Below are 25,421 nucleotides of genomic sequence, written 5' to 3'. Positions count from 1 at the left end.
ACGGCCGCCGGGCGAGGAGAGGACCACCGCACGTGAGCGAGACACCGTCGAGGCCCGACACCTCCGTCGCGCACAACGCGCGGGTGTGGAACCACTGGATCGGCGGCAAGGACAACTACGAGATCGACCGGCGGGTCGGCGACCGGATCGCGGCGATGTTCCCCCTGGTGCGGGACATCGCGCGCGCCGACCGGGAGTTCCTGGGCCGTGCGGTGCGCCGGCTGACCACCGAGCACGGGATGCGGCAGTTCCTGGACATCGGCTCGGGCCTGCCGACGGTGGACAACACCCATGAGACGGCGCAGCGGATCGCGCCGGACGCGCGGATCGTCTACGTCGACAACGACCCCCTCGTCCTCGCCCACGCCCGCACCCTGCTGACGAGCACCCCCGAGGGCCGCACCGACTACATCGAGGCCGACGTCCACGACCCGGCGGCGATCCTCGAACGCGCCGCGCGGACCCTGGACTTCACGCGGCCGGTCGCCGTGATGCTGCTCGGCGTCCTCAACTTCGTCCTCGACGACGACACGGCGCGCGGGATCGTCCGCCGGTTGATGGAGGGGGTGCCGTCGGGCAGTTGTCTCGTCCTGACGCATCCCACCGCGGACGACGCGCTCGGCGGCGCGGGCCAGATACCGGCGATGGCGTTCTGGAACGAGCACGCGACCCCGCCGATCACCGCGCGCGGCGGCACGGACGTCGCCGGCTGGTTCGACGGGCTCGACCTGCTCGAACCGGGCCTGGTGTCCTGCTCCCTGTGGGGCGCGGAATCGAACTCCCCGGCCGTGGTACCGCAGTTCGCGGCGGTGGGCGTGAAACCCTGACGCGGGACCGTCGTGGCCGGTCGCGCCGTGGAGCGGAGGACGTATGACCACCCTTGCCGATCCCGTGCCCGGGGGCCGTCCCGGTGACGTCGAGCGGGCGACGGCGCTCGCCGGCGAGCTGGAGGGCCGGGGCGTGCACGGTGTCGTGCTGGCGTACGTCGACACGGCGGGCGTCTGCCGGGTCAAGACGGTCCCGACCGCGAAGCTCGCCTCGGCGGCGGCCTGGGGGGTGGGTATGTCGCCCGTCTTCGACACGTTCCTCGCCGACGACTCGATCGTCAGCACGGACGTCCTCGGCTCCCCCGACGGCGATCTGCGCCTGTACCCGGACCTGGACCGGCTCACCGTCCTCGCCGCCCAGCCCGGCTGGGCGTGGGCGCCCGTGGACCGGATCACCCAGGAGGGCGAGCGGCACCCCGGCTGCACCCGGACCCTGCTGCGCCATCTGGTGGCGGACGCCGAGCGGCGGCACGGCCTGACCTTCCGGGCGGCGATCGAGGTCGAGTGGACGATGGGCCGGGGCCCGGAGGCGGCCGGGGAGTTCGTGCCCGCGGTCCCGGGTCCGGCGTACGGGGCGGCGCGGCAGGTCGGGTCGAGCGACTGCGGGGCCGATCTGCTGGCCGCGCTCGCGGCCCAGGGCGTGGAGGTGGAGCAGTTCCATCCCGAGTACGCGGCCGGGCAGTTCGAGGTGTCGGTGGGCGCGCTCGACCCGGTGGCGGCGGCCGACCGCAGTGTGCTGGTGCGGCAGACGATCCGCGCGGTGGCCCAGCGGCACGGCCTGGTGGTGTCCTTCTCCCCCGCGGTCCTCGCGCGGGGCGTCGGCAACGGCGGCCATCTCCATCTGTCCGCCTGGCGCGCGGGCCGCAACCTGCACGGCGGGGGCGAGGGACGGTACGGCATGACGGCGGACGCGGAGTCGTTCGCGGCCGGGATCCTCGCCCGCCTCCCGGCCCTCCTGGCGGTCACCGCCCCGAGCCCCGCCAGCTATCTGCGTCTCAAGCCGTCCCAGTGGGCCGGGGTGTTCACCGCCTGGGGCCGTGAGGCGCGCGAGGCGGCGCTCCGGGTCGTCACCGGCACCCGGGGCCTGACGGACCGGGCCGCGAACCTGGAGGTCAAACCGGTCGACCTGGCCGCGAACCCGTATCTGGCGCTCGCCGCGGTGATCGCCAGTGGCGTCGACGGGATCGTGGACGGGGCGGTGCTGCCCGGGGAGATCACCGGCGACCCGGCCGGGCTGCCTCCGGGCGAGGTGCCCGGGGTGCGGCGGCTGCCGGTGTCGCTGGCGGAGGCGGTCGCGGAGTTCCGCGCGCAGGAGCGGCTGCGCGCCGCGCTGGGGCCGGTGCTCGCGGACGCCGTGATCGCCGTGCGCGAGGGGGAGAGCGCGGCGGTGGCCGGGCTGGACGACGAGCGGATCGCGGCGGCCTACCGGTGGACGTACTGAGATGAGCGAGGTGCGTCAGGCGCTGGCGGCGCTGCGGCTGGTCGATCACCACTGCCACGGCGTGGTCACGGACGACCTGGACCGGGACGGTTTCGAGTCGCTCCTCACGGAGGGCGACCGCTGGCCCGGCGTCTCGGCGTTCGACACCCCGGTGGGCGTGTCCGTGCGCCGCCACTGCGCGCCGCTGCTCGGCCTGGACCGGCACGCCCCGCCCGAGGAGTACCTGGCCCGCCGGGCGGAGCTGGGCGCGCCGGAGGTCAACCGGCGCTTCCTCGAAGCCGCGGGCACGGACACGTACTGCCTGGACACGGGGCTGGGCCCGACCGACCTGGCCGCCGAGCGGGTGTACGAGGTCGTGCGGCTGGAGAGCGTCGAGGAGGAGCTGGCGGCCGGGGGCGTGGAGCCGGACGCGTACGCGGAGGCGTTCCGGGCCGCCGCCCTCCAGGCCGTGCGGCGGCCCGGGGTGGTGGCCGTGAAGTCGGTGGCGGCGTACCGCACGGGCTTCGACCTCGATCCCCGGCGCCCCTCGGCGGCCGAGGTGGAGCGGGCCGCCAGGGAGCGGCTCGCGGCCGGGGGCCGGCTCCGGGACCCGGTGCTGGTCCGGCATCTGCTGTGGACGGCGGTCGACCTGGGGCTGCCGCTCCAGCTGCACACGGGGTTCGGGGACAACGACATCCGGCTGCACCGGGTGGACCCCGCGCGTCTCACCGACTGGCTCCACGCGACCGCCGGGACGATCCCGGTGCTGCTCCTGCACTGCTGGCCCTACCAGCGTCAGGCCGGCTATCTGGCGTCGGTGTTCGAGCAGGTGTACCTGGATGTGGGTCTGACCCTGCACCATGTGGGTCCGGTGCGGGCGCGGGCGGTGCTGGAGGAGGCTCTGGAGATCACACCGTTCCGCAAACTGCTGTACAGCTCCGACGCGTACGGTCTCGCCGAGTTCTACCGTCTCGGAGCACTGGCCTTCCGCCGGGGACTGGGCGAACTGCTCCAGGACCGGGTGGCCGCCGACGAGATGAGCGCGCACGACGCCGTGCGTCTCGCCGAGTGGGCGGGAGCACACAACGCCCGCCGGGTGTACCACCTGCCCGGCGCCTCCTGAAAGTATGATCAAGCAATGTCTGACATGACCGAAACCACGCCCGGTTGGCTCGCGCCCGACGACCTCGAACAGGCGCGCGCCCGGATGCCGATCCTGTACGTCGAGGCCGTGCCCGTGCGCGTCGACGACAGCGGCGAAGTCACCAGCGTCGGCCTGCTGCTGCGCATCGGCCCGGACGGGACGGTCAGCCGGACGCTGGTGTCCGGTCGGGTCCTGCACCACGAGCGCATCCGGGACGCGCTGATGCGGCACCTGGAGAAGGACCTGGGCCCGGTGGCGCTGCCCCGTATCCCGGCGGCGCCGCAGCCCTTCACGGTCGCCGAGTACTTCCCCACGATCGGCATCACGCCGTACCACGACCCGCGTCAGCACGCGGTGTCGCTGGCCTATGTCGTCCCGGTCACCGGTGACTGCCGGCCGCGCCAGGACGCGCTGGACCTGGTCTGGTTCACTCCGCAGGAGGCGGCGTCGGAGGCGGTCCAGTCGGAGATGCCGGGCGGCCACGGGGTGCTGCTGCGGCAGGCGCTGGCCCATGTGGGCTGTGTGATCTGAGGCCGCGGCCCGGATCGGCGACCGCCCCTTGACGCCGCACGTCAAGGGGCGCAAAGTTGTACATATACGGTGTAAACACACCTCGGTGACACACCTCGGTGACCTTGCGGGGCCTCTCGCCTCCGGGAGGGTCGTGCCATGACGCGCAGCGGACCGGGCCCGCCGTCGACCGTCCTCGTCACGGGCGGCGCCGGCTTCATCGGTTCGCACGCCTGCGTGGAACTCCTCGACCACGGCTACGAGGTGATCGTGGTCGACGACTACTCCAACAGCACGCCCGAGGTGCTGACCCGGGTGGAGCGGATCGCGGGCCGGTTCGTCGGCGCCGTCTACGAACTGGACGTCCGCGACCGCCGGGCCCTGTCGGCCGTCTTCGACCGGCACTCCGTGGACGCGGTGCTCCACTTCGCCGCCCTCAAGGCCGTCGGCGCCTCGACACGGCTGCCGGTCGAGTACTACGACACCAACGTGGGCGGCACGACCGCCCTGCTCCGCGCCATGCGCGAGCACGGCGTGCACCGCCTGGTCTTCTCCTCCTCCTGCTCCCTGTACGGCGACGCGGGACGCGGCCCCCTGGACGAGCGGACCCCGGCCCGGCCGACCAACCCCTACGCCACCTCGAAGTGGCTGTGCGAGCGCGTCCTGGCCGACGTCTGCGCCCGCCTGCCCGAGTTCACCGTGCTCAGCCTGCGCTACTTCAACCCGGTGGGCGCCCATCCCAGCGGGCTGCTCGGCGAGGACCCGCGCGGCGAGCCCGACAACCTGATGCCGTACGTGGCGCAGGTCGCGGCGGGCCGGCGGGAGGTGCTGCGGGTCTTCGGCGGCGACTACCCCACCCGCGACGGCACGGCCGTGCGCGACTACCTCCACGTCATGGACACCGTGGAGGCCCACCGCCTGGCCCTCGACCACCTCGGCGACGCGCCGGGCCTGCATGTCTACAACCTGGGCTCGGGCAGCGGCAGTTCGGTGCTGGACGTGATCGACGCCTACGCGCGGGCGAGCGGCCGGGCGATCCCCCACGAGGTCGTCGGGCGGCGCCCGGGGGACGTGGCGGAGCTGGTCGCGGACGCCGGGGCCGTCGCCGCGGACTGGGGGTGGCGGCCCGGCCGGGACCTGGACGACATGTGCCGGGACTCCTGGCGGTTCCAGCGGCTCAATCCGCAGGGGTACGCCGGGTCCGCGCGCCGTCCCGGCCCGCCGCGGTGAGCGTGAACGCGGTCTCCACGAGGGCGATGTGGCTGAACGCCTGGGGCGCGTTGCCGAGTTGACGCCCGGCGTCGGGGTCCCACTGCTCGGAGAGCAGCCCGACGTCGTTGCGGACGCCGAGGACGCGTGCGAAGACCTCCTCGGCCTCCCCGACCCGGCCGGTGGCGGCGAGGGCGTCCGCGTACCAGAGGGTGCAGGCCAGGACGGTGCCCTCGTCGCCGCGCAGCCCGTCCACGGCGTGCGGTCCTGGGCCCCCGGGCGCGTACCGGCGCAGGAAACCGCCGTGCGCGAGGCCGCGCAGGGCGTCGACCGTGCCCCGCACCCGCGCGTCACCGGCGGGCAGGAAGCCCGAGCGGGGGATCAGCAGCGCGGCGGCGTCCAGGGCCGGGGAGCCGTAGGACTGGGTGAAGGAGCGCAGGCGCGGGTCGAAGCCCTCGCGGCACACCTCGCGGTGCACCTCGTCGCGCAGCGCCCGCCACGCGGCCCGGTCGCCGTCCCGGCCGAGGACGCGGCCCATCCGCAGCGCCCGGTCGGCGGCCACCCACACCATGATCTTGGAGTGGACGAACTGCCGTGCGGGGCCGCGCACCTGCCACAGCCCCTGGTCGGGTTCGCGCCAGTGGCGGCACAGATGGGTCATGAGGCCCTCGACCAGGTCCCGGACATGGGCCGGTACGGGGATGCCGGCGCGCAGCGAGAGGTACAGGGTGTCCAGGACCTCGCCGTACACGTCGAGCTGGAACTGGTCGACGGCGGCGTTGCCGAAGCGGACGGGGCGGGAGCCCTCGTAGCCGGGCAGCCAGGGGGCCTCGGTCTCCGGCAGGAGCCGCTGGCCCGCGACGCCGTACACGGTCTGGAGGCCCGCGGGGTCGCCCGCGACGGCCCGGACGAGCCAGTCGAGCCAGGCCGTGGCCTCCTCGCGGTAGCCGCCGCGCAGCAGGGTGGACAGGGTCAGGGTGGAGTCGCGCAGCCAGCAGTAGCGGTGGTCCCAGTTGCGTTCGCCGCCGATGCGGCCCGGCAGGGAGCTGGTCGGGGCGGCGACGATGCCGCCGGTGGGCGCGTGGGTGAGCGCCTTGAGGATGATCAGGGAGCGCACGACGGCGTCGCGCCAGGGGCCCCGGTAGCGGCAGCGTGCCGTCCAGCGGCGCCAGAAGTCGCGGGTCTCCTTCAGGGCGGTCTCCGCCGGGAGGAGCAGCGGGCCGGGCGGCTCGGTCAGGTGGGAGGGCGACCAGACGACGACGAACGCCAGCCGTCGTCCGGCGGGCACGGTGACGTCGCGGACCATCGGGTCCTCGCCCCGGGTGTCGGCGCCGGGTCCGTCGGTGCCCAGCCACAGGGCGTCCGGTCCGGCGACGGCGACGGTGCGCCCGTCGGCGACCCGGACCCAGGGCTGGACGCGGCCGTGGTGGAAGCGTGGGCGCAGTTCGCTGCGCAGCGGCACGGCGCCGGACAGGCCCTCCACCAGCCGGACCAGGCAGGGCAGCCGGCGCCGGGGCGGCATGAAGTCGGTGACGCGGACCGTCCCGTCGGGGGTCTCCCACTCGGTCACCAGGACGAGCGTGTCCGGTTCGTAGGACCTGCGGGCGCGGGCACCGGGGGCGGTGGGCGCGACCTTCCAGAAGCCGTGCTCGCCGGTGCCGAGGAGGGCGGCGAGGCAGGGCGGGGAGTCGAAGCGGGGCAGGCAGAGCCAGTCGACGGAGCCGTCGCGGCCGATCATCGCGGCGGTCTCCAGGTCGCCGACGAGGGCGTAGTCCTCGATGCGGGGGCTCATGGGGCGGCCTCGCTCACGGTCCCGCGCGGGAGCCGGGGATCACCGGTCCGGCTCCCGCGCCCTGGGCGGTCCGCGGTCCGGACGCGGTCATGTCGGGCGCCCCACCGCCGGTCGCGCGGCCAGGCGTTCGGCCGCGAACCAGGCCACGGTGTGCCGCAGCCCCTCCTCCAGGGGCACCCTGGGTGACCAGCCGAGCTCCGCGCGGGCGCGGCCGATGTCGGGGCGGCGGCGGACGGGGTCGTCGACGGGCAGCGGCAGGAAGCGCAGCCCGCTGTCCGAGCCGGTGGCGAGCAGGACGAGTTCCGCGAGTTCCAGCACGGTCCGCTCCACCGGGTTGCCGAGGTTCACGGGGCCGGGGCGGCGGCTGTCGAGCATGGCGAGCAGGCCGCGGACCATGTCGTCGACGTAGCAGAAGCTGCGGGTCTGGCCGCCGTCCCCGAACAGCGTCAGGGGTTCGCCGTCGAGGGCCTGGCGCACGAGGGTGGAGACGACGCGGCCGTCGTGGGCGCGCATGCGGGGCCCGTAGGTGTTGAAGATGCGGACGATGCCGGTGTCGGCGCCGAGCGTGCGGCGGTGGGCGGTGGCGAGGGCCTCGGCGAAGCGCTTGGACTCGTCGTAGACGCTGCGCGGTCCCACGGGGTTGACGTGGCCCCAGTAGTCCTCGCGCTGGGGGTGGACGAGGGGGTCGCCGTAGACCTCGCTGGTGGAGGCGAGGACGAAGCGGGCGTGGTGCCGCTCCGCCAGTCTCAGCAGGTTCTCGGTGCCGCGGCTGCCCGCGGCCAGGGTCTCCAGCGGGTGGCGTTCGTAGTCGGCCGGGGAGGCGGGGCTCGCCAGGTGGAGGACGGCGTCGGCGTCGCCGGTGAAGCGGAAGCGTTCGGTGACGTCGCAGACCACGCACTCGAAGCGCGGGTCGGGCATGAGACGGGCGATGTTCGCGGAGCGCCCGGAGGAGAAGTTGTCCAGGCAGCAGACGCTGTCGCCGCGCCGCAGCAGGGCCTCGCACAGATGCGATCCCAGGAAGCCGCCTCCACCGCTCACCACGACGCGCACGGTCGTCCTCCCGTCCGGCGGCCCGGTTCCGGGCGTCCTAGGGCACCGACGGTCCAGCCCGCCGCGCGCCAGGTCAGGGGATCGAGGACGTTGCGGGCGTCGGCGATCACCGGGGCGCGGACGACCGTGGCGAGCGCGGCCGGGTCCAGTTCCCGGTACTGGGGCCATTCCGTCAGGTGCAGGACGACGTCGGCGTCCTCGCACGCCTTGGTGACGTCGAGGGCGTACTGGAGTTCCGGGTGGACGGCCCGCGCGTTGTCGACGGCCTCCGGGTCGTGCACCCGCACCTGGGCGCCCCGGCGGTGCACGGCGTCGGCGACCGCGAGGGCCGGGGAGTCGCGCACGTCGTCGCTCAGGGGCTTGAACGCGGCGCCCAGCACGGCGACGTGACGGCCCGCGAGGGTGCCGCCGACGAGGCGTTCGGCGAGGTCCACGGTGCGCAGCCGCTGGCGGGTGTTGATCGCGTCGACCTGCCGCAGGAAGCTCACCGAGCCGCCCTTCCCGAGTTCCTCGGCGCGGGCGGTCAGCGCCCGGATGTCCTTGGGCAGACAGCTCCCGCCGAAGCCGAGACCGGGGGCGAGGAAGTGCGGGCCGATGCGGGAGTCCCGACCCATCGCCTCGGCCAGGGTCAGGACGTCGGCGCCGGCGGCCTCGCAGATCTCCGAGAGGGCGTTGATGAAGGAGATCTTGGTGGCGAGGAAGGAGTTCGAGGCCAGTTTGACGAGTTCGGCGGTGGGCGGGTCGGTGGCGATGAACGGGGTGCCCGCCTGGAGCAACGGGGTGTAGACGGCCCGCAGCCGCCCCTCGGCCTCGGCGGAGCGCACGCCGACGACGATCCGTTCCGGGCACAGGGTGTCCTCGACGGCGCAGCCCTCGCGCAGGAACTCCGGGTTCCAGGCGACCTCGGCGCACAGCCGTTCGGCGAGCGCGTCCGCGGTGCCGACCGGGACGGTCGACTTGCCGACCAGCAGGGCCCCGTCGCGCAGGTGCGGGGCGAGGGCGTCGGCGGCGGCGTGGACGTAGGTGAGGTCGGCGGCGTGGGAGCCGGGCCGCTGCGGGGTGCCGACGCACAGGAAGTGCGTGTCGCCGAAGTGCCCGGCCTCGGCGAGGGAGGTCGTGAAGCGCAGCCGGCCGGTGTCCACGGCCCGCTTGAGGAGTTCGGACAGGCCCGGCTCGTAGAAGGGTGGTCTGCCGCAGGCGAGGGCGGCGGTCCGCTCGGGGTCGATGTCGACGCCCAGGACGTCGTGTCCGAGGTCGGCGAGGCAGGCGGCGTGGACCGCTCCGACGTATCCGGTGCCGATGACGGTGAGGCGCATGGCGTACTCCGTGCTCTTCAGAACCCGGGCGTGGGCAGGCCCAGCAGCTCGCGGTAACAGGCGTCGACGGCCGCGCACATGTCCTCGGGGGCGAAGGTGCCGCGGACGCGCCGGCAGCCCTGGCGGCCCATGGCGGCGGCCTGGTCGGGGTGGTCGAGGAGCCACAGGACGGCGCGGGCGGCGGCGTCCGGGTCGGCCGGGGGGACGAGGAGGCCGGTGGCGCCGTGCTCGACGAGGTCGGGGACGCCGTTGACGGCGGTCGCGACGACCGGGCGGGCGGAGGCCAGCGCCTCGGTGAGGGCCCGGCCGAGGCCCTCGTACAGGGAGGTGATGACGAAGACGTCGAGGGCTGCCGCGAGCCGGGCGGCGTCGGGGCGGTGGCCGGTGACGGTGATGTCGACACCGAGTTCCGCGGCGAGCCGCCGGACGTCCCCGGTGAGCGGTCCGTCGCCGATCATGACGAACGCGGTGGCGGGCCGTTCGGCGTGGATCGCCGCCGCGGCCCGGACGAAGTCCAGCGGGGCCTTCTGGGTGTCGACGCGGCCGACGGTGCCGATCAGGGCCGTGCCGCGGGGCACGCCCAGCATGCGGCGGGCGGCGGGGTCGCGGCGCTCGGGGATGTGGCCGAGGTCGACCGCGGAGGGCACCACGCGGACCGTGCCGGGCGGGGCCAGCCGTTCCTCGACGGCCTGCTGGGCCACGCGCGGGGCGACGGCGAGGAAGGCGTGGGTGAAGCGGCGGGTGGCCCGTTCCAGGAAGCGGTAGAGCAGCCGCCGGGAGCGGGACATGTACGGGTGGAAGCTGAGGCCGTGGAAGGTGTGGACGACGACCGGTGTCCGGCACAGGCGGGCCGCGACCCGGCCAAGGAAGCCGCCCTTGGCCGAGTGGGTGTGCACGACGGTGAACCGTTCCCGGCGCACGAGCCGCACGAGGCGGACCAGGACGAGCGGGTCGAGCGGGCTGAGGGTGTGCCGGAACCCCGGTATCTCGACGGTCCTGAGGCCGGCGGCCCGGGCCCGCTCCCACAGCTCCCCGCCCGGCACTCCGGCGATCCACACCTCGTAGCGGTCGGGGTCGGTGCCCTCGGCGGTGAGCAGGGTGTTGCCGCCGGCTCCGGTGACGAAGCGGGTGATCACGTGCAGGACCTTGACCCTGGGCAGCGTCGGCGACTCCGGCAGCCGAGCCGCCGACGCCACCCGTGGGGGCGGCGCGGGCCAGCGGAAGGACATGACGTCCGCGCGGGCCGCGCCGGGGAGGAGGGTCCCGTCGTGCTTCATCGGTCACCACCAGGACAGGGGTAAAGATGTATATTTACGACGTATACGTACATCTTCACCCCCAGGGCGCCCGCGGTCAATCCGAAGCGGAAGGGATGGTCCGGGCACCCGGCCGAGCCGCCGGAGGACCGCCATGCCGCTGGCCACGCTGGACGAGATACGGGATCTGCTGATCTGTCCGCGCTGCCGATCGCCGCTGACGGCACGCCCCGGCACGCTCCGCTGCCGGGCCGCCGACTGCCCCTACGGCGCCCCCTCGGGCTTCCCGACGGCCGGGCGCCGGCCGGTGCTGGTGGACTTCGAGCGCAGTGCCGTGACCCGGGAGGAGGTGGCCGCCGCCGCTCCCGGGCCCGCGCGGCGGCTGCCCGCCGCGCTGCGCCGCGCGTGGAAGCCGCGCAACCGGGTCGCGGTCCGCAACGCCGATCTGCTGCTGGGCGGTCTCGGCGGCGCGCCGGTGGTGCTCGTCGTCGGCGGGGCGACCGTCGGCAACGGTGTGGACGCCGTCTACCGCGAGCCGGGAGTCCGGGTCGTCGCCTTCGATCTCGCGCCCAGCCCGGTGACCCAGTTCGTCGCGGACGCGCACCGCATCCCGCTGGCCGCGGCGAGCGTGGACGCGGTGGTGGTGCAGGCCGTGCTGGAACACGTCCTCGATCCGGCGGCGGTCGTCGCGGAGATCCACCGGGTCCTCACGGCGGACGGCCTCGTCTACGCGGAGACCCCGTTCCTCCAGCAGGTGCACGCCGGGCCGCTCGACTTCACCCGGTTCACCGCGAGCGGTCACCGTCGGCTGTTCGGGCGCTTCGAGGAGATCGCCGCGGGGCCGGTCGCCGGTCCCGGCACCCAGCTCCTGTGGAGCGTGGACCACCTGGTGCGGGGCGTGACCCGGTCCGCGTCCGCCGGGCGCGTCGCACGGGGGCTGTGCTGCTGGCTGCGCGCGCTGGACCGGCTCGTCCCGGAGGACTACGCACGGGACTCCGCGTCGGCCCTGTACTTCCTGGGGCGCAGGCGGGAGCGGGAGATGACGGACCGGGAGGTCGTGGCCTACTACCGGGGCGCGCAGACCTCCGCACGCGGCGCCCGCTCGGCCCGCACCATCGCGGCGAGCCCCGACCGCAGGTCGGTGGCGGGCCGGTAGCCGAACGCGGCACGCGCGACGCCGATGTCCGCGGCCGTACGGCGGGCGTCGCCGGGGCGGTCAGGACCCGGCACCACGCGGACGGGGGACGCCAGCCGGCCGATGACCGCGACCGCCTCCTACCGGGGCGCGCAGACCTCCGCACGCGGCGCCCGCTCGGCCCGCACCATCGCGGCCAGCCCCGACCGCAGGTCGGTGGCGGGCCGGTAGCCGAACGCGGCACGCGCGACGCCGATGTCCGCGGCCGTACGACGAGCGTCGCCGGGGCGGTCAGGACCCGGCACCACGCGGACGGGGGACGCCAGCCGGCTCACGAGCGCGATGGCCTGGCGCATCGACACCTCGCTTCCCCCGCCGAGGTTGGCCACACCCGTCCACGGCGACAGCGCGGCGGCCCTCATGGCCGCCACGACGTCGCCGACGTAGGTGAAGTCGCGGCTCTGGCCGCCGTCCCCGTACAGCGGGAAGGGCCGGTGCGCGCAGGCCGCGGCGACGAGCCGGGAGAAGGCCATGTCCGGGCGCTGGCGGGGCCCGTAGACGCTGAACAGGCGCAGTGAGGTCGCCGGGACGCCGAAGACCGTGCGGTAGGTCTCGCACAGGTGCTCGGCGGCGAGCTTGGTGACGCCGTAGGGCGAGACGGGCCGCGGGCGGACGGTCTCCCGGGTGGGATAGGTCTCGGCGTCCCCGTACACCGAGGAACTGGACGCGTACACGAGGCGGCGCAGTCCGGTGCGGCGGGCGGCCTCCAGGAGGCGCTGGGTCACCAGGACGTTGCGTTCCAGGTAGAGCGTGAACTCCGGGCCCCAGGAGCCGCGTACGCCGGGCTGCCCGGCGAGGTGGTAGACGACGTCGGCGCCGGCGAGCAGCGGGTCGAGCGGGGCGGTCAGCAGGTCGGCGCGCCGGAAGGTGAAGCGGGCGAGGCCGAGCAGCTCGCGCAGGTTGTCCCGTTTGAGCGCGGGGTCGTAGTACTCGGTCAGGGCGTCGATCCCGGTCACCTCGTCGCCGCAGGCCAGCAGGCGTTCGCACAGGTGGGAGCCGATGAACCCGGCCGCTCCGGTCACCACGGCACGCATCACGGCCGCCCTCCTTCGGGTGGGCTCTGCGGTGGGTCCCAGGCCGCCGACAGGACGTACCAGGCCGTGCGGGCCAGATAGCCGAGGACGACGGCGGGGGTGAGCCGGGTCAGCAGGTCGGCGTTGAGGTGGTCGCGGCGCGGCACCAGGACCGTGAGGTAGTACGTCTCGGGGTCGGGGCGGCCGTCGAGGTCGGCGGCCTCGCCGCGGGAGCGGAGCTGGCAGGGGCCGGTGAGCCCGGGGCGGTGGCGGAAGAGCCAGCGGCACTCGGGCGGGTAGCGGCGGGCCGTCTCGACGGGTTCGGGGCGCGGCCCGACCAGGGTCATGTCGCCGCGCAGCACGTTGCACAGCTGCGGCAGCTCGTCCAGGTGGGAGCGCCTGAGGCGGCGGCCGAAGGGCGTGACGCGCGGGTCGTGGCCGGGGGTGAGGGCGGGGCCCGCGCAGTCCCGGCGCATGGTGCGGAACTTGTAGAGGGTGAACTCCCCCGCGCCCTCCCCCGTGCGGCGCTGCCGGAAGAGCACCGGGCGGCCGTCGAGGAGCAGGACGACCGCGCCCAGAGCCAGCAGCAGCGGGGACAGGAGCAGCAGCAGGGCCAGGGACACCGTGATGTCGAGGGTGCGCAGCGGCCGGGCGAGGGGCACCGGCGTCATGGGGCGCAGGGGCGGGGCGGCGACACGGCCTTCCATGACCTCACCTCACAGCAGTTCGGCGCCGGAGCGGGTGCAGCCCCGGACGTCCAGGGCCAGCGGCGCGGCGGCGACGATGGCGTCCAGGTCGTAGACGGTGTGCGGCTGGAGCAGGACGGTGAGGTCGGCCGCGGCGGCGGCCCGGACGACGTCCCTGACCCGGCGCACCGGGCGCCCGTCCACCGCGAAGGCGGGCGCGTGCGGGTCGTGGTAGGCGACCCGGGCTCCCGCGGCGCGCAGTCCGCGCACGACGGGACGGGCCGGCGTCTCGCGCAGGTCGGAGACGTCGGCCTTGTAGGTGACCCCGGCGAGCAGCACGGAGGTGCCGCGCAGCGGCCGGCCCAGCACCTCGGCGGCGCGCCGTACGACGTGGGCGGGCATGCTCCGGTTGATCTCCTGGGCCAGCTCCACCAGGCGGACGGCGCAGCCCGCCGCCCGGGCCTGGTGGATGAGGTAGCCCGGATCGACGGGGATGCAGTGGCCGCCGACGCCGGGCCCAGGACGGAAGGACTGGAAGCCGAAGGGCTTGGTGGCCGCGCAGGCGATGGCGTCCCACAGGTCGACGTTCAACTGGTGCGCGATCAGGGCGAGTTCGTTGACCAGGGCGATGTTGACGTTGCGGTAGGTGTTCTCCAGGAGCTTGGCCATCTCGGCCTCGCGGGTGCCCTTGGCCATCACGACGGTGTCGCAGACCTTGCCGTAGAACGCGGCGGCGGCCTGGGCGCAGCCGGGGGTGAGTCCCCCGACGACCTTGGGGGTGTTACGGAGCCCGAAGCCCTTGTTGCCGGGGTCGATGCGTTCCGGGGAGAACGCCAGGTGGAAGTCGGCGCCCGCGGTCATCCCGGTGGCCTGTTCCAGTGCGGGACGCACCACCTCGTCGGTGGTGCCGGGGTAGGTCGTCGACTCCAGGACGACGAGCGTGCCGCGGGTCAGGTGCGGGGCGAGGGTGCGGGTGGCGCGGCACACCGGGTCGAGGTCGGGGGTGCCGTCGGTGTGCAGCGGGGTCGGCACGCAGATGACGACGACATGGGCGGCGCCGAGCACGGCGGCCCGGTGGTCGGCGGTGAACCCGGCGGCCCGCATGGCGCGCACCTCGGCGTCGGAGACGTCGTCGACGTGGGAGCGGCCCCGGTTCAGTCCGGTCACGACGTCGGGGTTCTCGTCGTAGCCCGCCACGGCGAGCCCGGCGGCCACGGCCTCGCGGGCCAGGGGCAGTCCGACGTATCCGAGTCCGATGACGGCGAGGTCGGTCATCGCGCACCCTCCATGGCCCGGGCCCGGTCCGCCGCGACGGCCGCGATGATGTCGTCGAGGCCGGTGCGGGCGCGGAAGCCGATCAGTTCGCGGGCCCGGGTGGTGTCGGGGCACCGGCGGGCCATGTCCTCGAAGCCGGGTTCGTAGGCCCGGTCGTAGGGGACGTGGACGACGGGGCCGGCGGAGCCGGTGACGCGCAGGACGCGTTCGGCGAGCCGGCGCATGGTGACCTCCTCCGTGCCGCCGAGGTTGAAGGCCTGTCCGTGGGCCCGCTCGTCCTGGACGAGGGCGGTGAACGCGGGGACCACGTCGCCGACCGCGCAGAAGCAGCGGCGCTGGCTGCCGTCGCCGTACAGGGTCAGCGGGAGTCCGGACAGGGCCTGTTCGACGAGGTGCGGCAGGACCATGCCGAAGGCGCCGGACTGGCGGGGGCCGACGACGTTGAAGGGGCGGACGATGACGACGCCGAGACCGTACTCGCGCCAGCACCAGTAGCCCATGAGTTCGTCGAGCCCCTTGGCGGCGGCGTAGGACCAGCGGCTCTTGAGCGGGGAGCCGAGGATGCGGTCGTCGTCCTCGCCGAGGCTGTCCTTGGCGTTCTTGCCGTAGACCTCGGACGACGAGACGAGCAGCAGCCGGCGGCAGTGACGGCGGGCCGCCTCCAGGACGGCCTGGGTGCCCAGGAGGTTGCGGCGCAGGGACTCCATGGGCCGGTTGACGATGGTGTGCACGCCGACCGCGGCGGCCAGGTGGAAGACGGTGTCGCAGCCGGCCGTGGCCCGTTCCAGGACGTCCTCGTCGAGGATCGAGCCGTCCACGACGGTCACGGCGTCGGCGACGGCCGCGAGGTTGTCCGCCGAGCCGGTGCTGAGGTCGTCGAGGACGACGACCTCGTGGCCGAGGCCGAGCAGGTGCTCGACGAGGTGCGAGCCGATGAACCCGGCGCCGCCGGTGACCAGCGCTCTCATACGGACCGCCTCCAGTCGTGGATGAGCCAGCGCAGATACCCCTCGTATCCGGCGAGCACGGCGCGGGCCTCCGGTGCGCTGCGGCGCAGGGCGGCCCGCGCGAGGCGGGCGGCCGGTTCGACCGTGAGGGTCAGGGCGAGCAGCAGGCGGGCGTGGGAGGGGGGCCAGTGGGAGAAGGTGTAGCGGGTGCGTCCGCGCAGCGAGTGGGTGAGCCGTCCGGCACCGAGCTGGGCGGAGCTGACGCCGCCGAGGTGGCGGACGCGGGCCTCGTGCAGGTGGTAGGAGGCGAGGCCGCGGTGCCGGGCGCGCAGGGCGAGGTCGGTCTCCTCGAAGTAGAGGAAGTAGCGCTCGTCGAAGCCGCCGAGGCGTTCGAAGAGGGTGCGGCGCAACAGGAAGAACGCGCCGATGACCTCGTCCACGGGGCCCGAGGCGGTGGGGCTGAGGTGGTGCGGCGGGAACAGGGCGGGGGCGAGGCGGTCCAGTCCGGTGGCCTTGCCGGCGAGGACGCGCAGGGTCGGGAAGCGGGAGCAGGAGACGCCGGGCCGGCCGTGCGCGTCGAGCATGCGTCCGCCGCAGATGCCGATGCCGCGGGCCGCCTCGGTGGGGAGGAAGGCGGCGACGGCGCCGAGGGTGTCGGGGTACAGCTCGGTGTCCGGGTTGAGGAAGAGCAGGAGGTCGCCGTCGCCGCGCACGGCGCCCTGGTTGCAGGCGGTGGCGAAGCCGAGGTTGCGGGTGTTGCGGACGACGTCGAGGGGAATGGGGCCGGGGGCCAGGTCGCGCAGGGAGCCGTCGGTGGAGGCGTTGTCGACGACGACGATGCGGGCCACGCGCAGCGCGGAGCGGTCGGCGCGGGCGATGGACCGGACGCAGTCGGCGAGGCAGGGGCCCGTGTTCCAGTTGACGATCACGACGTCCACGGCGCGCGGGGTCATGACGGCACCGGTCCGAGTTCGAGGGCGGCCGACCAGCGGGGCAGCCAGACGTCGTAGGAGTACTTGAGGCCGACGACGTCCCGGGCGAGCAGGCCGAGCCGCTCGCGGGCGGCGGCGGGGGCGTCGAGCAGGGCGAGGAGCGCGGAGGTCCATTCGTCCTGGGTGCGCGGGGCGGGCATGCCGAACTGGCGCAGCAGTTCGGCGTTGACGCCGAGCGGGCTGGCGACGGCGGGCAGCGCGGCGGCGGCGTACTGGAGGAGTTTGTAGCCGCACTTGCCGATGTTGTAGGCGGTGACGGGCAGCGGCATCAGGCCGATGTCCATGCCGGCGGGCGCGGTGCGCTGGGTGTCCGTCGACCACGGGATCCGGTCGGTGAACTCCTCCAGCGGTCCGAGGCCGCGCCCGGTGGTGCCGACGAGGGTGAGGCGGGCCCCGGTGCGGCGGTGGACCTCGGTGAGCGCGTCGGCGATCAGCAGCAGACAGCGCTCGTTGCCGCGCGAGCCGATCCAGCCGAGCCGGGGCGGGTCGTGCAGCGCGTACACCGTCTTGGGCGCGTAGTCCTCCAGGGCGACGCAGCTCGGGATCACGACGACGTCGCGGGTGTGCCGTGCGGCCCAGTCGGCGAGCAGGGCGTTGCCGGCGATGACCCGGTCCGCGTACCGGACGGCGGTGCGGGCCTTGTCGGCCTTGGGGGCGGCCCGGCGCAGGAGACCGCCGGCGCCGTGGTCCCACTGGAGGGCGTCGTCGAAGTCGTAGACGGCGAACTCGGCGCTCGTCAGCAGGCGCCGCTCCCACCAGCCCCGGCTGAGCGGGGAGGCCTCGCGGTGCAGCAGCAGCCGGCGGGGCCGGCCGTCCGCGATGGCGGCGAGGCGCCGTTCGGCGCGGGCCAGGGACAGGGGGTGGCGCAGCAGGCGGGAGGCGCGGGCGTCCGGCAGGGAGAGGTAGCTGCCGACGGTGAAGTCCGTGCCGACGCGGTCGAGCCAGGAGAAGACCCGGACCCGGGAGCTTCCCGCTCCCCGGCCGTAGGGGGTGACCGCGCAGCGGTCGAGAGGACCGTCCATCGTTCCGCGTTCCCGCCGTGTCGTTCGAGGCATGTCGTTCGAAGCGTGTCGTTCCAGCCGTATGCTGATATCGTACGTTTACATCGTAAATCAGGCGAATCGTGGAAGGAACCTCCATGGATCTCCACGACTACATCGGCACCATGCGCCGGCGGTGGCGGTTCGTCGCCGTCTGTGTGCTCCTCGGACTGGCCGGGGCCATCGCGGTCACCGCGCTGATGCCCCGCACCTACACGGCGACCGCACAGCTCTTCGTCGCCACCAGCGACGAGGACAGCGGAAACGCCTACCAGGGCGGCCTGTTCACCCAGCAGCGCGTGAAGTCGTACACCCGTATCGTCACCAGCCCCGCGGTCCTCGACGGAGTCATCACCGAACTGGGCCTGGACACCACGCCGGGACGGCTCGCGCAGCGCATCGAGGCACAGGCCCCGCTCGACACGACCCTGGTCGACATCCGGGTCTCGGACGGGTCCGCGCAGCGGGCGCAGGCGATCGCCGACCAGACGGCCCTGCAGTTCACCAAGTACATCGCCGCGATCGAGGGTTCCGCCTCGAACGCCCCGCCGCTCGTGAAGGCCAGCGTGGTCGGCGGTTCCGAGCCGCCCACCACGCCGACCAGTCCGCGCCCGGCCCTGAACCTGGGCATCGGCCTGCTCCTCGGCCTGGCGGCCGGATTCTGCGGCGCCGTGCTGCGGCAGCAGTGGGACACCACGGTCCGCTCCACCCGGGACATCGCCGACCTCGACCCGCTCGCGGCGGTGCCCGCGCCCGTCCGGGGCCGCCCCGACCCGACCGAGCGCACCGAGGCGCTGGCCCGGCTGCGCACCGGACTCCGGTTCGGCACCGAGGGCGGCCTGCCCGCGACGGTGCTGGTGACCAGCGCACTGCCCGAGGAGGGCCGCACCCGCACCGCCCTCGACCTGGCCACGAGCGTCGCCCGCACCGGACGGCGCGTGGTGCTCGTCGAGGCCGATCTGCGCCGGCCCCGCCTCGCCGCCGACCTCGCGCTCGGCGACGGCCCGGGACTGTCCGGCGTCCTCGCCCGCGGCGTCCCGCTCTACCAGGCGCTCAGGACCTGGGACGGCATCCGCGTGCTGCCCGCCGGACCCGTGCCCGCCGATCCCGGGACGCTGCTGTCCTCGCAGGATCTGCCGCGGCTGCTGCGCGCGCTCGGTTCGGACGCCGATCTGGTCGTCCTGGACAGCCCGCCGCTGCTGCCCTTCGGGGACGCGGCCGTGCTCGCCCCGGCGACCGAGGGCACGCTCCTCGTGATCCGGGCCGGACGCACCCGGCGCGGTGACGCGGACCGCGCGCTCGACGCCCTCGCGGCGGTCCGGGCACGGGTCCTGGGCACCGTCCTGACGGGCGCCAGGCCCGAGGACCGCGCCGACTGGCGGCCTCCGCGCCACGAGGAGCCCGCGCGGCCCGCCGAGCCCGGCGGACCCGGCGACCGGGAGCAGGCGGTGACCTCGGCATGACGAGGACCCAGACCGACATGGCGCTGCTCCTGGGCGTCCTGGCCGTCCTGTCGGTGATCCCCTGGACGATCGCGCTGCGCCGCGCACGCGCCGCCGGGGACTGGGACCTCGGCTCCACCCTGGTCCTCGCGACCGGTGTGCTGGCCAACCTGCCGACCGTGGCCTTCGTGCTGCGCTCCGGACGCCCGGAGCGGCTCGACCCGCTCGGCGAGGTGGTCATCGGCTTCCCCGGGTGGGTGAACGTGCTGGGTGTCGTGGCGAACGGCCTCCTGCTCGTGGGCTGCGGACTGTTCGTCCTCCACCGGTTCCTCGCCGGACGGGCCCCGCTCAACACCGCGCCCCTGCTCGCCCTCGCGCTCGTCGTGCTGGTCGCCCTGTCCGACGGACTGCGCGACCAGCAGCTCCTGGCGCCCCGCCAGCTCCTGCTGATGGCCCTGCTGCTCGCGGCGGCCGTCGCCCGCCCGGGGCGCGGACCGCTGCTCGGCGGGGCGGCGGTCGTCATGCTGTCCACGGTCCTCGGCGGCGTCGAAGCGCTCGTCGAGCCCGCGTCCGTGCTGCGCGAGTGCCGCGAGGACAACCCGTGCGGACCGATGGGCGTGCTCTACACCGGTGTGTTCACCAACGAGAACATCTTCAGCCTGCTGCTGATCGTCGGGCTGCCCTTCGTGTGGCTCGGGCTGCGCGGCCGGGTGCGGGTGCTGCTGACCTGGTACACCGCGTTCGTGGCCGTCGCCACCGGCAGCAGGCTGGCCGGCGCCTCGGCGGTCCTGGTCGTGGTGTTCCTGACGCTCCTGCGCCCCCGCCTGCCCAGCGAGCGCGCCGCACGGCCGTCGCCGGGCCGGGTGCTGTTCGGTGTGCCGGTCCTCTGCGCCGCGGCCGTCGTCGGACTCTCGCTGCCGTTCCGGCACCTGGACCCCGACCGGCTGGGCGACCGGGCGTCGATCTGGGACATGGCCGTGCGCGAGCTGCACGAGTCGCCGTTCGTCGGGTTCGGCGCCAAGGCCTGGTCGGCGAAGTACGAGGCGGGTGAGATCCCGGCCGCCCTCTCCCCCTCGCTGCACAACCAATGGCTCGACGTCCTGTACGCGGGCGGGGTCGTGGGCCTCGCGCTCTTCGCGCTCCTGCTGGTGTGCCTGCTCACCGTGGGCGGGACGCGCGGCTTCCCGGCCGCCGCGTGCCTGGTGCTGCCGGTGCTGCTGGCCTCGATCCTGGAACGCCCCTGGTCGTTCGGGATCACCAACTCGCTGACCTTCGCGCTGCTGGCCGTGGTGATCGCCCCTACGACCGTGCGCCGAGGAGCTCCCCGAGCGGTTCAAGGGTCCGGTTCCAGTCCAGCCGCCGCGCCTGCTCGTACGCCGTCGCGCTCGCCCGCCGCCACCGCGCCGGGTCGCTGAGCTCCTCGACGACCGACGCGAACGTGTCCTCCGTGTAGGGCACCGAGCCGCGCAGCAGATCGAGGTGCCGGCGCCAGCCGGGGACCAGGACGGGCAGGCCGTGGGCCAGGTAGTGCAGGTGCTTGGCGGAGAAGCCCTCCTGGCGCAGCAGGTCCCGGGTGCAGGTGATCAGCCCGAACTGGTAGTCGCGCAGCACCTCGGCCGAGGCGTAGCCCCGGTAGTCGAGGCCGAGCGCCGGGTCGGGCGGGGGGCCGCCGTAGACGTGCAGGTGCGGGTAGCGGCGGCTGAGCCGGGCCAGCAGGGGCAGATCGATGAACTGCGAGCTGAGGGAGCCGAGATAGGCCACCCGGGGCGGGTCGGCGAACGCGGCGCGCTGCCCCGAGGGGGTGCAGCCCCAGTTGAGCTGGAGGAAGTTGTCGCCGCTGAGCCCGTAGCGCTCGACGGCGTAGCGGGCGTAGGACTCCCAGGAGAAGGAGAGGTGTTCGCGGTCCTCCAGGAAGCCGGTCTCCCAGCGGCGGAAGCGCCGGTGCTGCCGCTCGGTGAGGCGTCCCTCGCAATGGACCTCGTCGGCCCAGGGGTTGGGGCAGTCGTACAGGGTCCGGGCGGTCGTGGGGGTGGCGAGCACCCCGGAGTCGTAGGGCGTCTCGCAGATGACGACGTCGTAGTCGTCCAGTCCCAGCTGCCCGGCGAGGATGCGGCGGCGCAGCCGGTGGTCGGCCATCAGCACGTAGTACGACAGGTGACGGCGCCCGAACCCCCAGCGGCGGGTGAGGAGTTTGGACGCCACGTCGTTGGCGTACAGGGTGAGCCGGGCCGGGCGCAGGGAGCCGGGGAGCATCCTGCCGAGGCTGCCGGGCCGGCCGGAGGCGCGGGCGAGGTAGTTGGTGTCGACGAGGTCCACGTCGTGCCCCCGCTCGCGCAGATACGTCTGGATCGCGAGGGGTTTGACGCTGTTGGCGTAGCCGTCGAGCTGGGCGACGATCAACACCCTCCGGGGACGGTCGGGTTCGGGGTTCATGACGGCTCCTCCTCGGGGAGAGCGGCCAGTTGGGGCAGGAGCAGGGCCGCCGCGGTGCCGAGACCGGCGAGCACGGGCAGTCCGGCCAGCAGCAGCGCCGGCGCCCCCTGGGCGCCGGTCCGCAGGATCAGCAGGTCGCCGGCGACGGCGACGACGGTGGCGAGCAGGGTCGCGGGCAGCCAGCGGTGCGGCAGGCGCCGGTCGCGCAGTCCGGCGAGCCGCCGGCACAGCACGGTGAAGTAGAGGGAGCCGGCCATGAGGCCGAGCGCGGTCGCCAGGACCACGCCGACGACCCCGAACAGCAGCGTCAGCGGCACGGTGAGGGCGAGGTTGACCGCCGTGGAGAACCAGGAGTAGCGCGTCTCGTGCCCGGGCCTGCCGATCGCCCGCACGAAACAGGTGCGTACGCCGGTGAAGGCGACCTGGACCGCGTAGCCCGCCAGGAGCACGGCGGCGACGGCTCCGCTGAGGGCGAGTTCGGGGCCGAGCCAGATCTGCACGGCGAGCCCCGCGGCGGCCGTCGTGACGACGCCGTAGGTGAGGACCGAGGGCAGCCAGCGCGCCTGGAGGAGCTGGAACTCCCCCACCGCGCCCGGCAGTCCGTGCCGGGCGTAGGTGTGGGTCATCCGGGTCAGCAGGGGCGGGAAGGCGTACAGCGGGAGGCTGCGCAGGGCGGTCGCGGCCTGGTAGCCGGCGGCGTAGACGCCGACGTACCGGACGGGCAGCAGCGCGGCGATCACCAGGGCGTCGATCTCGCCGTTGAGGAAGACGGTGAACCCGGACATCTGCATGCGCGCGGCGTAGCCGCCGAAGTCGCGGCGCTCGGCGCGGGAGGGCAGCAGCGGGCGCCGGACGCTCAGATGCCGGGCGCCGGCGGCCAGTGCGGCGAGGGTGACGAGCAGATACCGTCCGGCGGCGAGGTACGCGAGCAGCGGGAGGTCGCTTCCGTGGCCGACGAGCGTGGTCACGGCGACGGCGTACGTCAGGCACGAGCCCGCGCTGATCCCGGCGAGGGTGCGGAAGCGGCCGTGGGCCTGGAGGAGGGCGACGGCGGAGTTGGAGGCGAGCGCCAGGGTCAGCAGCGGGCCGAGCGCGAGCAGCAGCCGCCCCGCCTCGCCGCGCAGCCGCACCGGGACGTCGAGGGCGACGGTCAGCGCCGGGGTGAACGCCAGGCACAGCAGGGTGACCAGGCCGCCGAGGAGGACGAACACCGCGAGGGAGGCGACGACCAGGCGTCCGGCGCCCTCGCGGTCGCCGCGCGCGGCGAAGCGGGCGTGGAAGCGGGCCAGGGACGCCCCGATGCCGCCGTCGAGCACGGTCAGGGTGGCCAGCAGGACCAGGATCAGCGACCAGACGCCGAACCGGTCCAGGCCGAGGGCGGCGATGAGGTACGGGGTGAGGACCAGGTTGGTGAGCAGGGGCGCCGCCTGGGCGAGGGCGCTGAACCCGACCGCCGGGAAGAGGCTCCGGGCGGGCGCGTCCGCCGCGGTGCGCACGGCGCTCACGTCCCGGTGGGCGCGTGTCCCGTCTCGACCGCACGCCACTGCGCCCGCAGCCGCTGCTTGTCCAGGATCAGCGCGTACTGTCCGTCGATCATCCGGGAGCGGACGATCGGCGCGGTGGCGAACGCGGCGTCGGAGGCGTCCAGATGACGCAGGCCGAGCACCAGGTCGCGCAGGTCGGAGTCGGACATGCGGTCGTCGACGCTCACCGCGCGGGTGATCGCGTCGAGCATGCGCGCGGTGGCCAGCGGGTGGGTGACCCCGACCTGGGAGCGCACCTGGCGGACCAGGCTGCGCAGGAAGTCCTGCTGGCGTTCGATCCGGTCCAGTTCACCGCCGGGCAGGCCGTGCCGCTGGCGGACGTAGGCGAGGGCCTCCTCGCCGTCCATGGTGCGGGTGCCCGCGGCGAAGTGCCGGTGCTGCTCGGGGTCGTAGACGTCGCGCGGGACGGTGACCCGGACCCCGCCGACCGCGTCGGTGAGGGCGGTGAAGCCGTGCCAGTCGACGACGCCGAAGTGGTCGATCCGGGTGCCGGTGAGCTGCTCCACGGTCCGGATCAGCAGGGGCGGTCCGCCCCAGGAGAACGCGGCGTTGACCTTCGCGGAGCCGTGGCCGGGGATGGGCACCCAGCTGTCGCGGGGGATGGACATCGTGTACGCGGAGCGCCCGTCGCCGCTGAGGTGGACGAGCATCAGGGTGTCGCTGCGCTGTGCCCCGTACCGCCACAGCTCGGCGGTGGCGTCGCTGCCGGTGGTGGGCTTCTTCGAGCGGCTGTCGACCCCGGCGAGCAGGAAGGTGGTGCCGCCGTCGTGGGCGGTGGGCCGGGGCGGGCGGGGCTGGGTGGGGAAGGCGTCGGGGATGCGGGTGACCTGGCCGCCGTAGTGCTCGGTGCCCCACCACACCGCGCCGGCGCCGAGTCCGGCGAGGGCGAGCACGGCGGCGAGTCCGCACACCAGGACGGCGAGCAGGGTCCGGCGCCGCGAGCGGTGGGGGCGGCGCGGTTCCCAGGTGGGCCAGGGGCGGTGCGGGGTCATCGGGCCAGCTCCGCGCAGACCCGGTCGAGGGCGTCGTCCGTCAGCGACGGGTACAGGGGCAGCGACAGCAGTTCGCCGTACAGGGCGTCGGCGCCCGGCAGTCCGCCCGGCGCGTCCGCGTCCCGCAGGAGCGGCAGCCGGTGCAGCGGGACGAAGTGGACCGAGGTGCCGATGCCGCGCGCGGCCAGTTCGGCGATCAGTTCGTCGCGTCCCGTGCCGTACTCCGCGGTGACCCGGACGGGGTAGAGGTGGCGGGCGTGCCGGCCGGGGGTCGTGACGTCGAGGGGTTCGAGTCCGGGGACGGACTTCAGGGCGTCGTCGTAGCGTTCGGCGAGCGCCTGCCGTCTGCGCTGCCAGGTCTCGACGTAGGGGAGCTGGCCGCGGCCGATGGCGGCCTGGACGTCGGTCATGTTGGCCTTCAGGCCGGGCTCGTCGACGGTGTAGCGCCAGGTGCCGCCGGGCAGGTTGCGTCGCCAGGCGTCGGCGGACATGCCGTGCAGCCGGGCGCGGCGCAGCCAGTCGGCGAGACCGGGGTCGTCGGTGGTGACCATGCCGCCCTCGCCGACGGGGAGGTTCTTGGTGGCGTAGAAGCTGAAGCAGGTGGCCCGCGACAGGGCGCCGACCGGCCGGTCCCCGACGGTCGTGCCCAGCGCGTGCGCGGCGTCCTCGACCACCCGGTCGGTCGGCAGGCGTGCCGCGTCGGCGAGTTCGGCGACGGGGGCGGGGGCGCCCGCGTAGTGCAGGACCATCAGCGCGGAGGGTGTGCCGACGGCCTCGGCGGCACGGGCGACGCTCGCGGGGGTCGCCGTCGCGGTCCGGGGGTCGACGTCGACGAGGACGGGGCGCAGGCCCGCGTGGAGGATCGCCTGGGCGGCGCCGCAGAACGTGATGTCGGGGACGAGGACCGGGCTGCCGGGCGGGAGCCGCAGGGCGCGCAGGGACAGTTCGAGGGCGGCGGTGCAGGAGCTGACGGCGACGGCGTGCCGGGCGCCGACCCGGGTGGCGAACTCGTCCTCGAAGCGGTGGGTCTCGGGGCCCGTGGTCACCCAGCCCGAGGCGAGCACCCGGCGGACGGCGCGGCGCGCCTGAGGGCTGATCCAGGTCGCGGCGAACGGCACGGCGGCCGGGTCGGCGGCCGGGGGCCGAGGGCGGGGCCGCAGGCGGTGGACGGTCATGGGGAGCTCCCCGGGGGGTGGTGCGTCTGCGCGGTGACACCGGCTTCCGGAGTCCCGCTTCACCCGATTGGCGTATATTTACGTCGTATACGTACACCTTGCTCCCGTGCGTGCGTAGAGTCAACACGAGCGGGGCACCCCGCCGGCGACCGTCTGGAGGCGG

22 protein-coding genes are annotated in these 25,421 nt (G+C 74.6%); 8 read left to right on the top strand and 14 right to left on the bottom strand.

The window, feature by feature from the left end; translation table 11 throughout:
* Nucleotides 1-32: 32 nt before the first annotated feature.
* The 5 genes from ACIPSE_RS26445 to galE all read left to right on the top strand — a co-directional run bounded on the left by ACIPSE_RS26445 (nt 33) and on the right by galE (nt 5,131).
* Nucleotides 33-827: an SAM-dependent methyltransferase gene (locus ACIPSE_RS26445; protein WP_401666688.1), complete on the top strand. Its 795-nt coding sequence runs from the start codon at nt 33-35 to the stop codon at nt 825-827.
* Between the two features lie 43 nt (nt 828-870).
* Nucleotides 871-2,268, top strand: a complete 1,398-nt coding sequence (locus tag ACIPSE_RS26440; protein WP_401666686.1) for a glutamine synthetase — start codon at nt 871-873, stop codon at nt 2,266-2,268.
* Nucleotide 2,269: 1 nt separating this feature from the next.
* Nucleotides 2,270-3,370 (top strand): amidohydrolase family protein, encoded by a 1,101-nt coding sequence (locus tag ACIPSE_RS26435; RefSeq protein WP_401666684.1) that lies wholly within the window; start codon nt 2,270-2,272, stop codon nt 3,368-3,370.
* Between the two features lie 15 nt (nt 3,371-3,385).
* Nucleotides 3,386-3,922, top strand: a complete 537-nt coding sequence (locus ACIPSE_RS26430; protein ID WP_401666682.1) for an NUDIX hydrolase family protein — start codon at nt 3,386-3,388, stop codon at nt 3,920-3,922.
* 138 nt (nt 3,923-4,060) lie between these two features.
* The gene (gene galE / locus ACIPSE_RS26425) at nt 4,061-5,131 is read left to right on the top strand and encodes a UDP-glucose 4-epimerase GalE (protein ID WP_401666679.1); all 1,071 of its coding nucleotides are present in this window, start codon (nt 4,061-4,063) and stop codon (nt 5,129-5,131) included.
* Here the strand turns inward: galE and ACIPSE_RS26420 are convergent.
* From ACIPSE_RS26420 to ACIPSE_RS26405, 4 genes are all read right to left on the bottom strand, one after another.
* Nucleotides 5,079-6,902: a glycoside hydrolase family 15 protein gene (locus ACIPSE_RS26420; RefSeq protein ID WP_401666677.1), complete on the bottom strand. Its 1,824-nt coding sequence runs from the start codon at nt 6,900-6,902 to the stop codon at nt 5,079-5,081. The two genes, galE and ACIPSE_RS26420, sit on opposite strands and share 53 nt — an antisense overlap.
* Before the next feature lie 87 nt (nt 6,903-6,989).
* Complete coding sequence (locus tag ACIPSE_RS26415; protein ID WP_401666674.1) at nt 6,990-7,952, bottom strand: NAD-dependent epimerase/dehydratase family protein; 963 nt, start codon at nt 7,950-7,952, stop codon at nt 6,990-6,992.
* On the bottom strand, nt 7,937-9,268 hold the full coding sequence (locus ACIPSE_RS26410) for a UDP-glucose dehydrogenase family protein (protein WP_401666671.1): 1,332 nt from the start codon (nt 9,266-9,268) through the stop codon (nt 7,937-7,939). The genes ACIPSE_RS26415 and ACIPSE_RS26410 overlap by 16 nt, the downstream gene beginning before the upstream one ends.
* A 17-nt stretch (nt 9,269-9,285) precedes the next feature.
* Entirely contained in the window at nt 9,286-10,545 is a 1,260-nt protein-coding gene (locus ACIPSE_RS26405; RefSeq protein ID WP_401666669.1) for a glycosyltransferase, read from the bottom strand.
* 133 nt (nt 10,546-10,678) lie between these two features.
* Here ACIPSE_RS26405 and ACIPSE_RS26400 point away from each other — a divergent pair, with 133 nt between their 5' ends.
* Complete coding sequence (locus tag ACIPSE_RS26400) at nt 10,679-11,680, top strand: methyltransferase domain-containing protein (RefSeq protein WP_401666667.1); 1,002 nt, start codon at nt 10,679-10,681, stop codon at nt 11,678-11,680.
* A 119-nt stretch (nt 11,681-11,799) separates the two neighbouring features.
* On the opposite strand, the gene ACIPSE_RS26395 is transcribed toward ACIPSE_RS26400, so the two are convergent.
* The 6 genes from ACIPSE_RS26395 to ACIPSE_RS26370 are packed head-to-tail and all read right to left on the bottom strand — an operon-like array spanning nt 11,800 to nt 17,654.
* Nucleotides 11,800-12,753 (bottom strand): NAD-dependent epimerase/dehydratase family protein, encoded by a 954-nt coding sequence (locus tag ACIPSE_RS26395; RefSeq protein ID WP_401666665.1) that lies wholly within the window; start codon nt 12,751-12,753, stop codon nt 11,800-11,802.
* The gene (locus tag ACIPSE_RS26390) at nt 12,753-13,439 is read right to left on the bottom strand and encodes a sugar transferase (protein ID WP_401666662.1); all 687 of its coding nucleotides are present in this window, start codon (nt 13,437-13,439) and stop codon (nt 12,753-12,755) included. Before ACIPSE_RS26390 ends, ACIPSE_RS26395 begins: the two co-directional genes overlap by 1 nt.
* 9 nt (nt 13,440-13,448) lie before the next feature.
* Complete coding sequence (locus ACIPSE_RS26385) at nt 13,449-14,693, bottom strand: nucleotide sugar dehydrogenase (RefSeq protein WP_401666659.1); 1,245 nt, start codon at nt 14,691-14,693, stop codon at nt 13,449-13,451.
* Nucleotides 14,690-15,661 (bottom strand): NAD-dependent epimerase/dehydratase family protein, encoded by a 972-nt coding sequence (locus ACIPSE_RS26380; protein WP_401666657.1) that lies wholly within the window; start codon nt 15,659-15,661, stop codon nt 14,690-14,692. The genes ACIPSE_RS26385 and ACIPSE_RS26380 overlap by 4 nt, the downstream gene beginning before the upstream one ends.
* The gene (locus tag ACIPSE_RS26375) at nt 15,658-16,593 is read right to left on the bottom strand and encodes a glycosyltransferase family 2 protein (RefSeq protein ID WP_401666655.1); all 936 of its coding nucleotides are present in this window, start codon (nt 16,591-16,593) and stop codon (nt 15,658-15,660) included. The genes ACIPSE_RS26380 and ACIPSE_RS26375 overlap by 4 nt, the downstream gene beginning before the upstream one ends.
* The gene (locus ACIPSE_RS26370) at nt 16,590-17,654 is read right to left on the bottom strand and encodes a glycosyltransferase (protein ID WP_401666653.1); all 1,065 of its coding nucleotides are present in this window, start codon (nt 17,652-17,654) and stop codon (nt 16,590-16,592) included. Before ACIPSE_RS26370 ends, ACIPSE_RS26375 begins: the two co-directional genes overlap by 4 nt.
* 116 nt (nt 17,655-17,770) lie before the next feature.
* Between ACIPSE_RS26370 and ACIPSE_RS26365 the strand changes: the two genes are divergently transcribed.
* Nucleotides 17,771-19,135 carry a Wzz/FepE/Etk N-terminal domain-containing protein gene (locus ACIPSE_RS26365; RefSeq protein ID WP_401666651.1) on the top strand — a complete coding sequence of 455 codons (1,365 nt, stop codon included), beginning with the start codon at nt 17,771-17,773 and terminating at the stop codon, nt 19,133-19,135.
* A complete protein-coding gene (locus tag ACIPSE_RS26360) occupies nt 19,132-20,529 on the top strand; it encodes an O-antigen ligase family protein (protein WP_401666648.1) in 1,398 nt (465 codons plus the stop codon). Before ACIPSE_RS26365 ends, ACIPSE_RS26360 begins: the two co-directional genes overlap by 4 nt.
* Here ACIPSE_RS26360 and ACIPSE_RS26355 read toward each other — a convergent pair.
* Genes ACIPSE_RS26355 through ACIPSE_RS26340 form a run of 4 tightly spaced genes read right to left on the bottom strand, consistent with a single transcriptional unit; the run spans nt 20,414 to nt 25,258 of the window.
* Complete coding sequence (locus tag ACIPSE_RS26355) at nt 20,414-21,547, bottom strand: hypothetical protein (protein WP_401666646.1); 1,134 nt, start codon at nt 21,545-21,547, stop codon at nt 20,414-20,416. The two genes, ACIPSE_RS26360 and ACIPSE_RS26355, sit on opposite strands and share 116 nt — an antisense overlap.
* Complete coding sequence (locus ACIPSE_RS26350) at nt 21,544-23,052, bottom strand: lipopolysaccharide biosynthesis protein (protein ID WP_401666644.1); 1,509 nt, start codon at nt 23,050-23,052, stop codon at nt 21,544-21,546. The genes ACIPSE_RS26355 and ACIPSE_RS26350 overlap by 4 nt, the downstream gene beginning before the upstream one ends.
* A complete protein-coding gene (locus tag ACIPSE_RS26345) occupies nt 23,049-24,083 on the bottom strand; it encodes an LCP family protein (protein ID WP_401666642.1) in 1,035 nt (344 codons plus the stop codon). Before ACIPSE_RS26345 ends, ACIPSE_RS26350 begins: the two co-directional genes overlap by 4 nt.
* Entirely contained in the window at nt 24,080-25,258 is a 1,179-nt protein-coding gene (locus ACIPSE_RS26340; protein WP_401666640.1) for a DegT/DnrJ/EryC1/StrS family aminotransferase, read from the bottom strand. The genes ACIPSE_RS26345 and ACIPSE_RS26340 overlap by 4 nt, the downstream gene beginning before the upstream one ends.
* Nucleotides 25,259-25,421 lie beyond the last annotated feature (163 nt).

Origin of the sequence: Streptomyces sp. NPDC090106 (assembly GCF_044747265.1) — a bacterium.
Classification (GTDB): Bacteria; Actinomycetota; Actinomycetes; order Streptomycetales; family Streptomycetaceae; genus Streptomyces.
The sequence above is the reverse complement of the archived record's forward strand: the minus strand, read 5'-3'. Positions and strand labels throughout refer to the sequence as shown.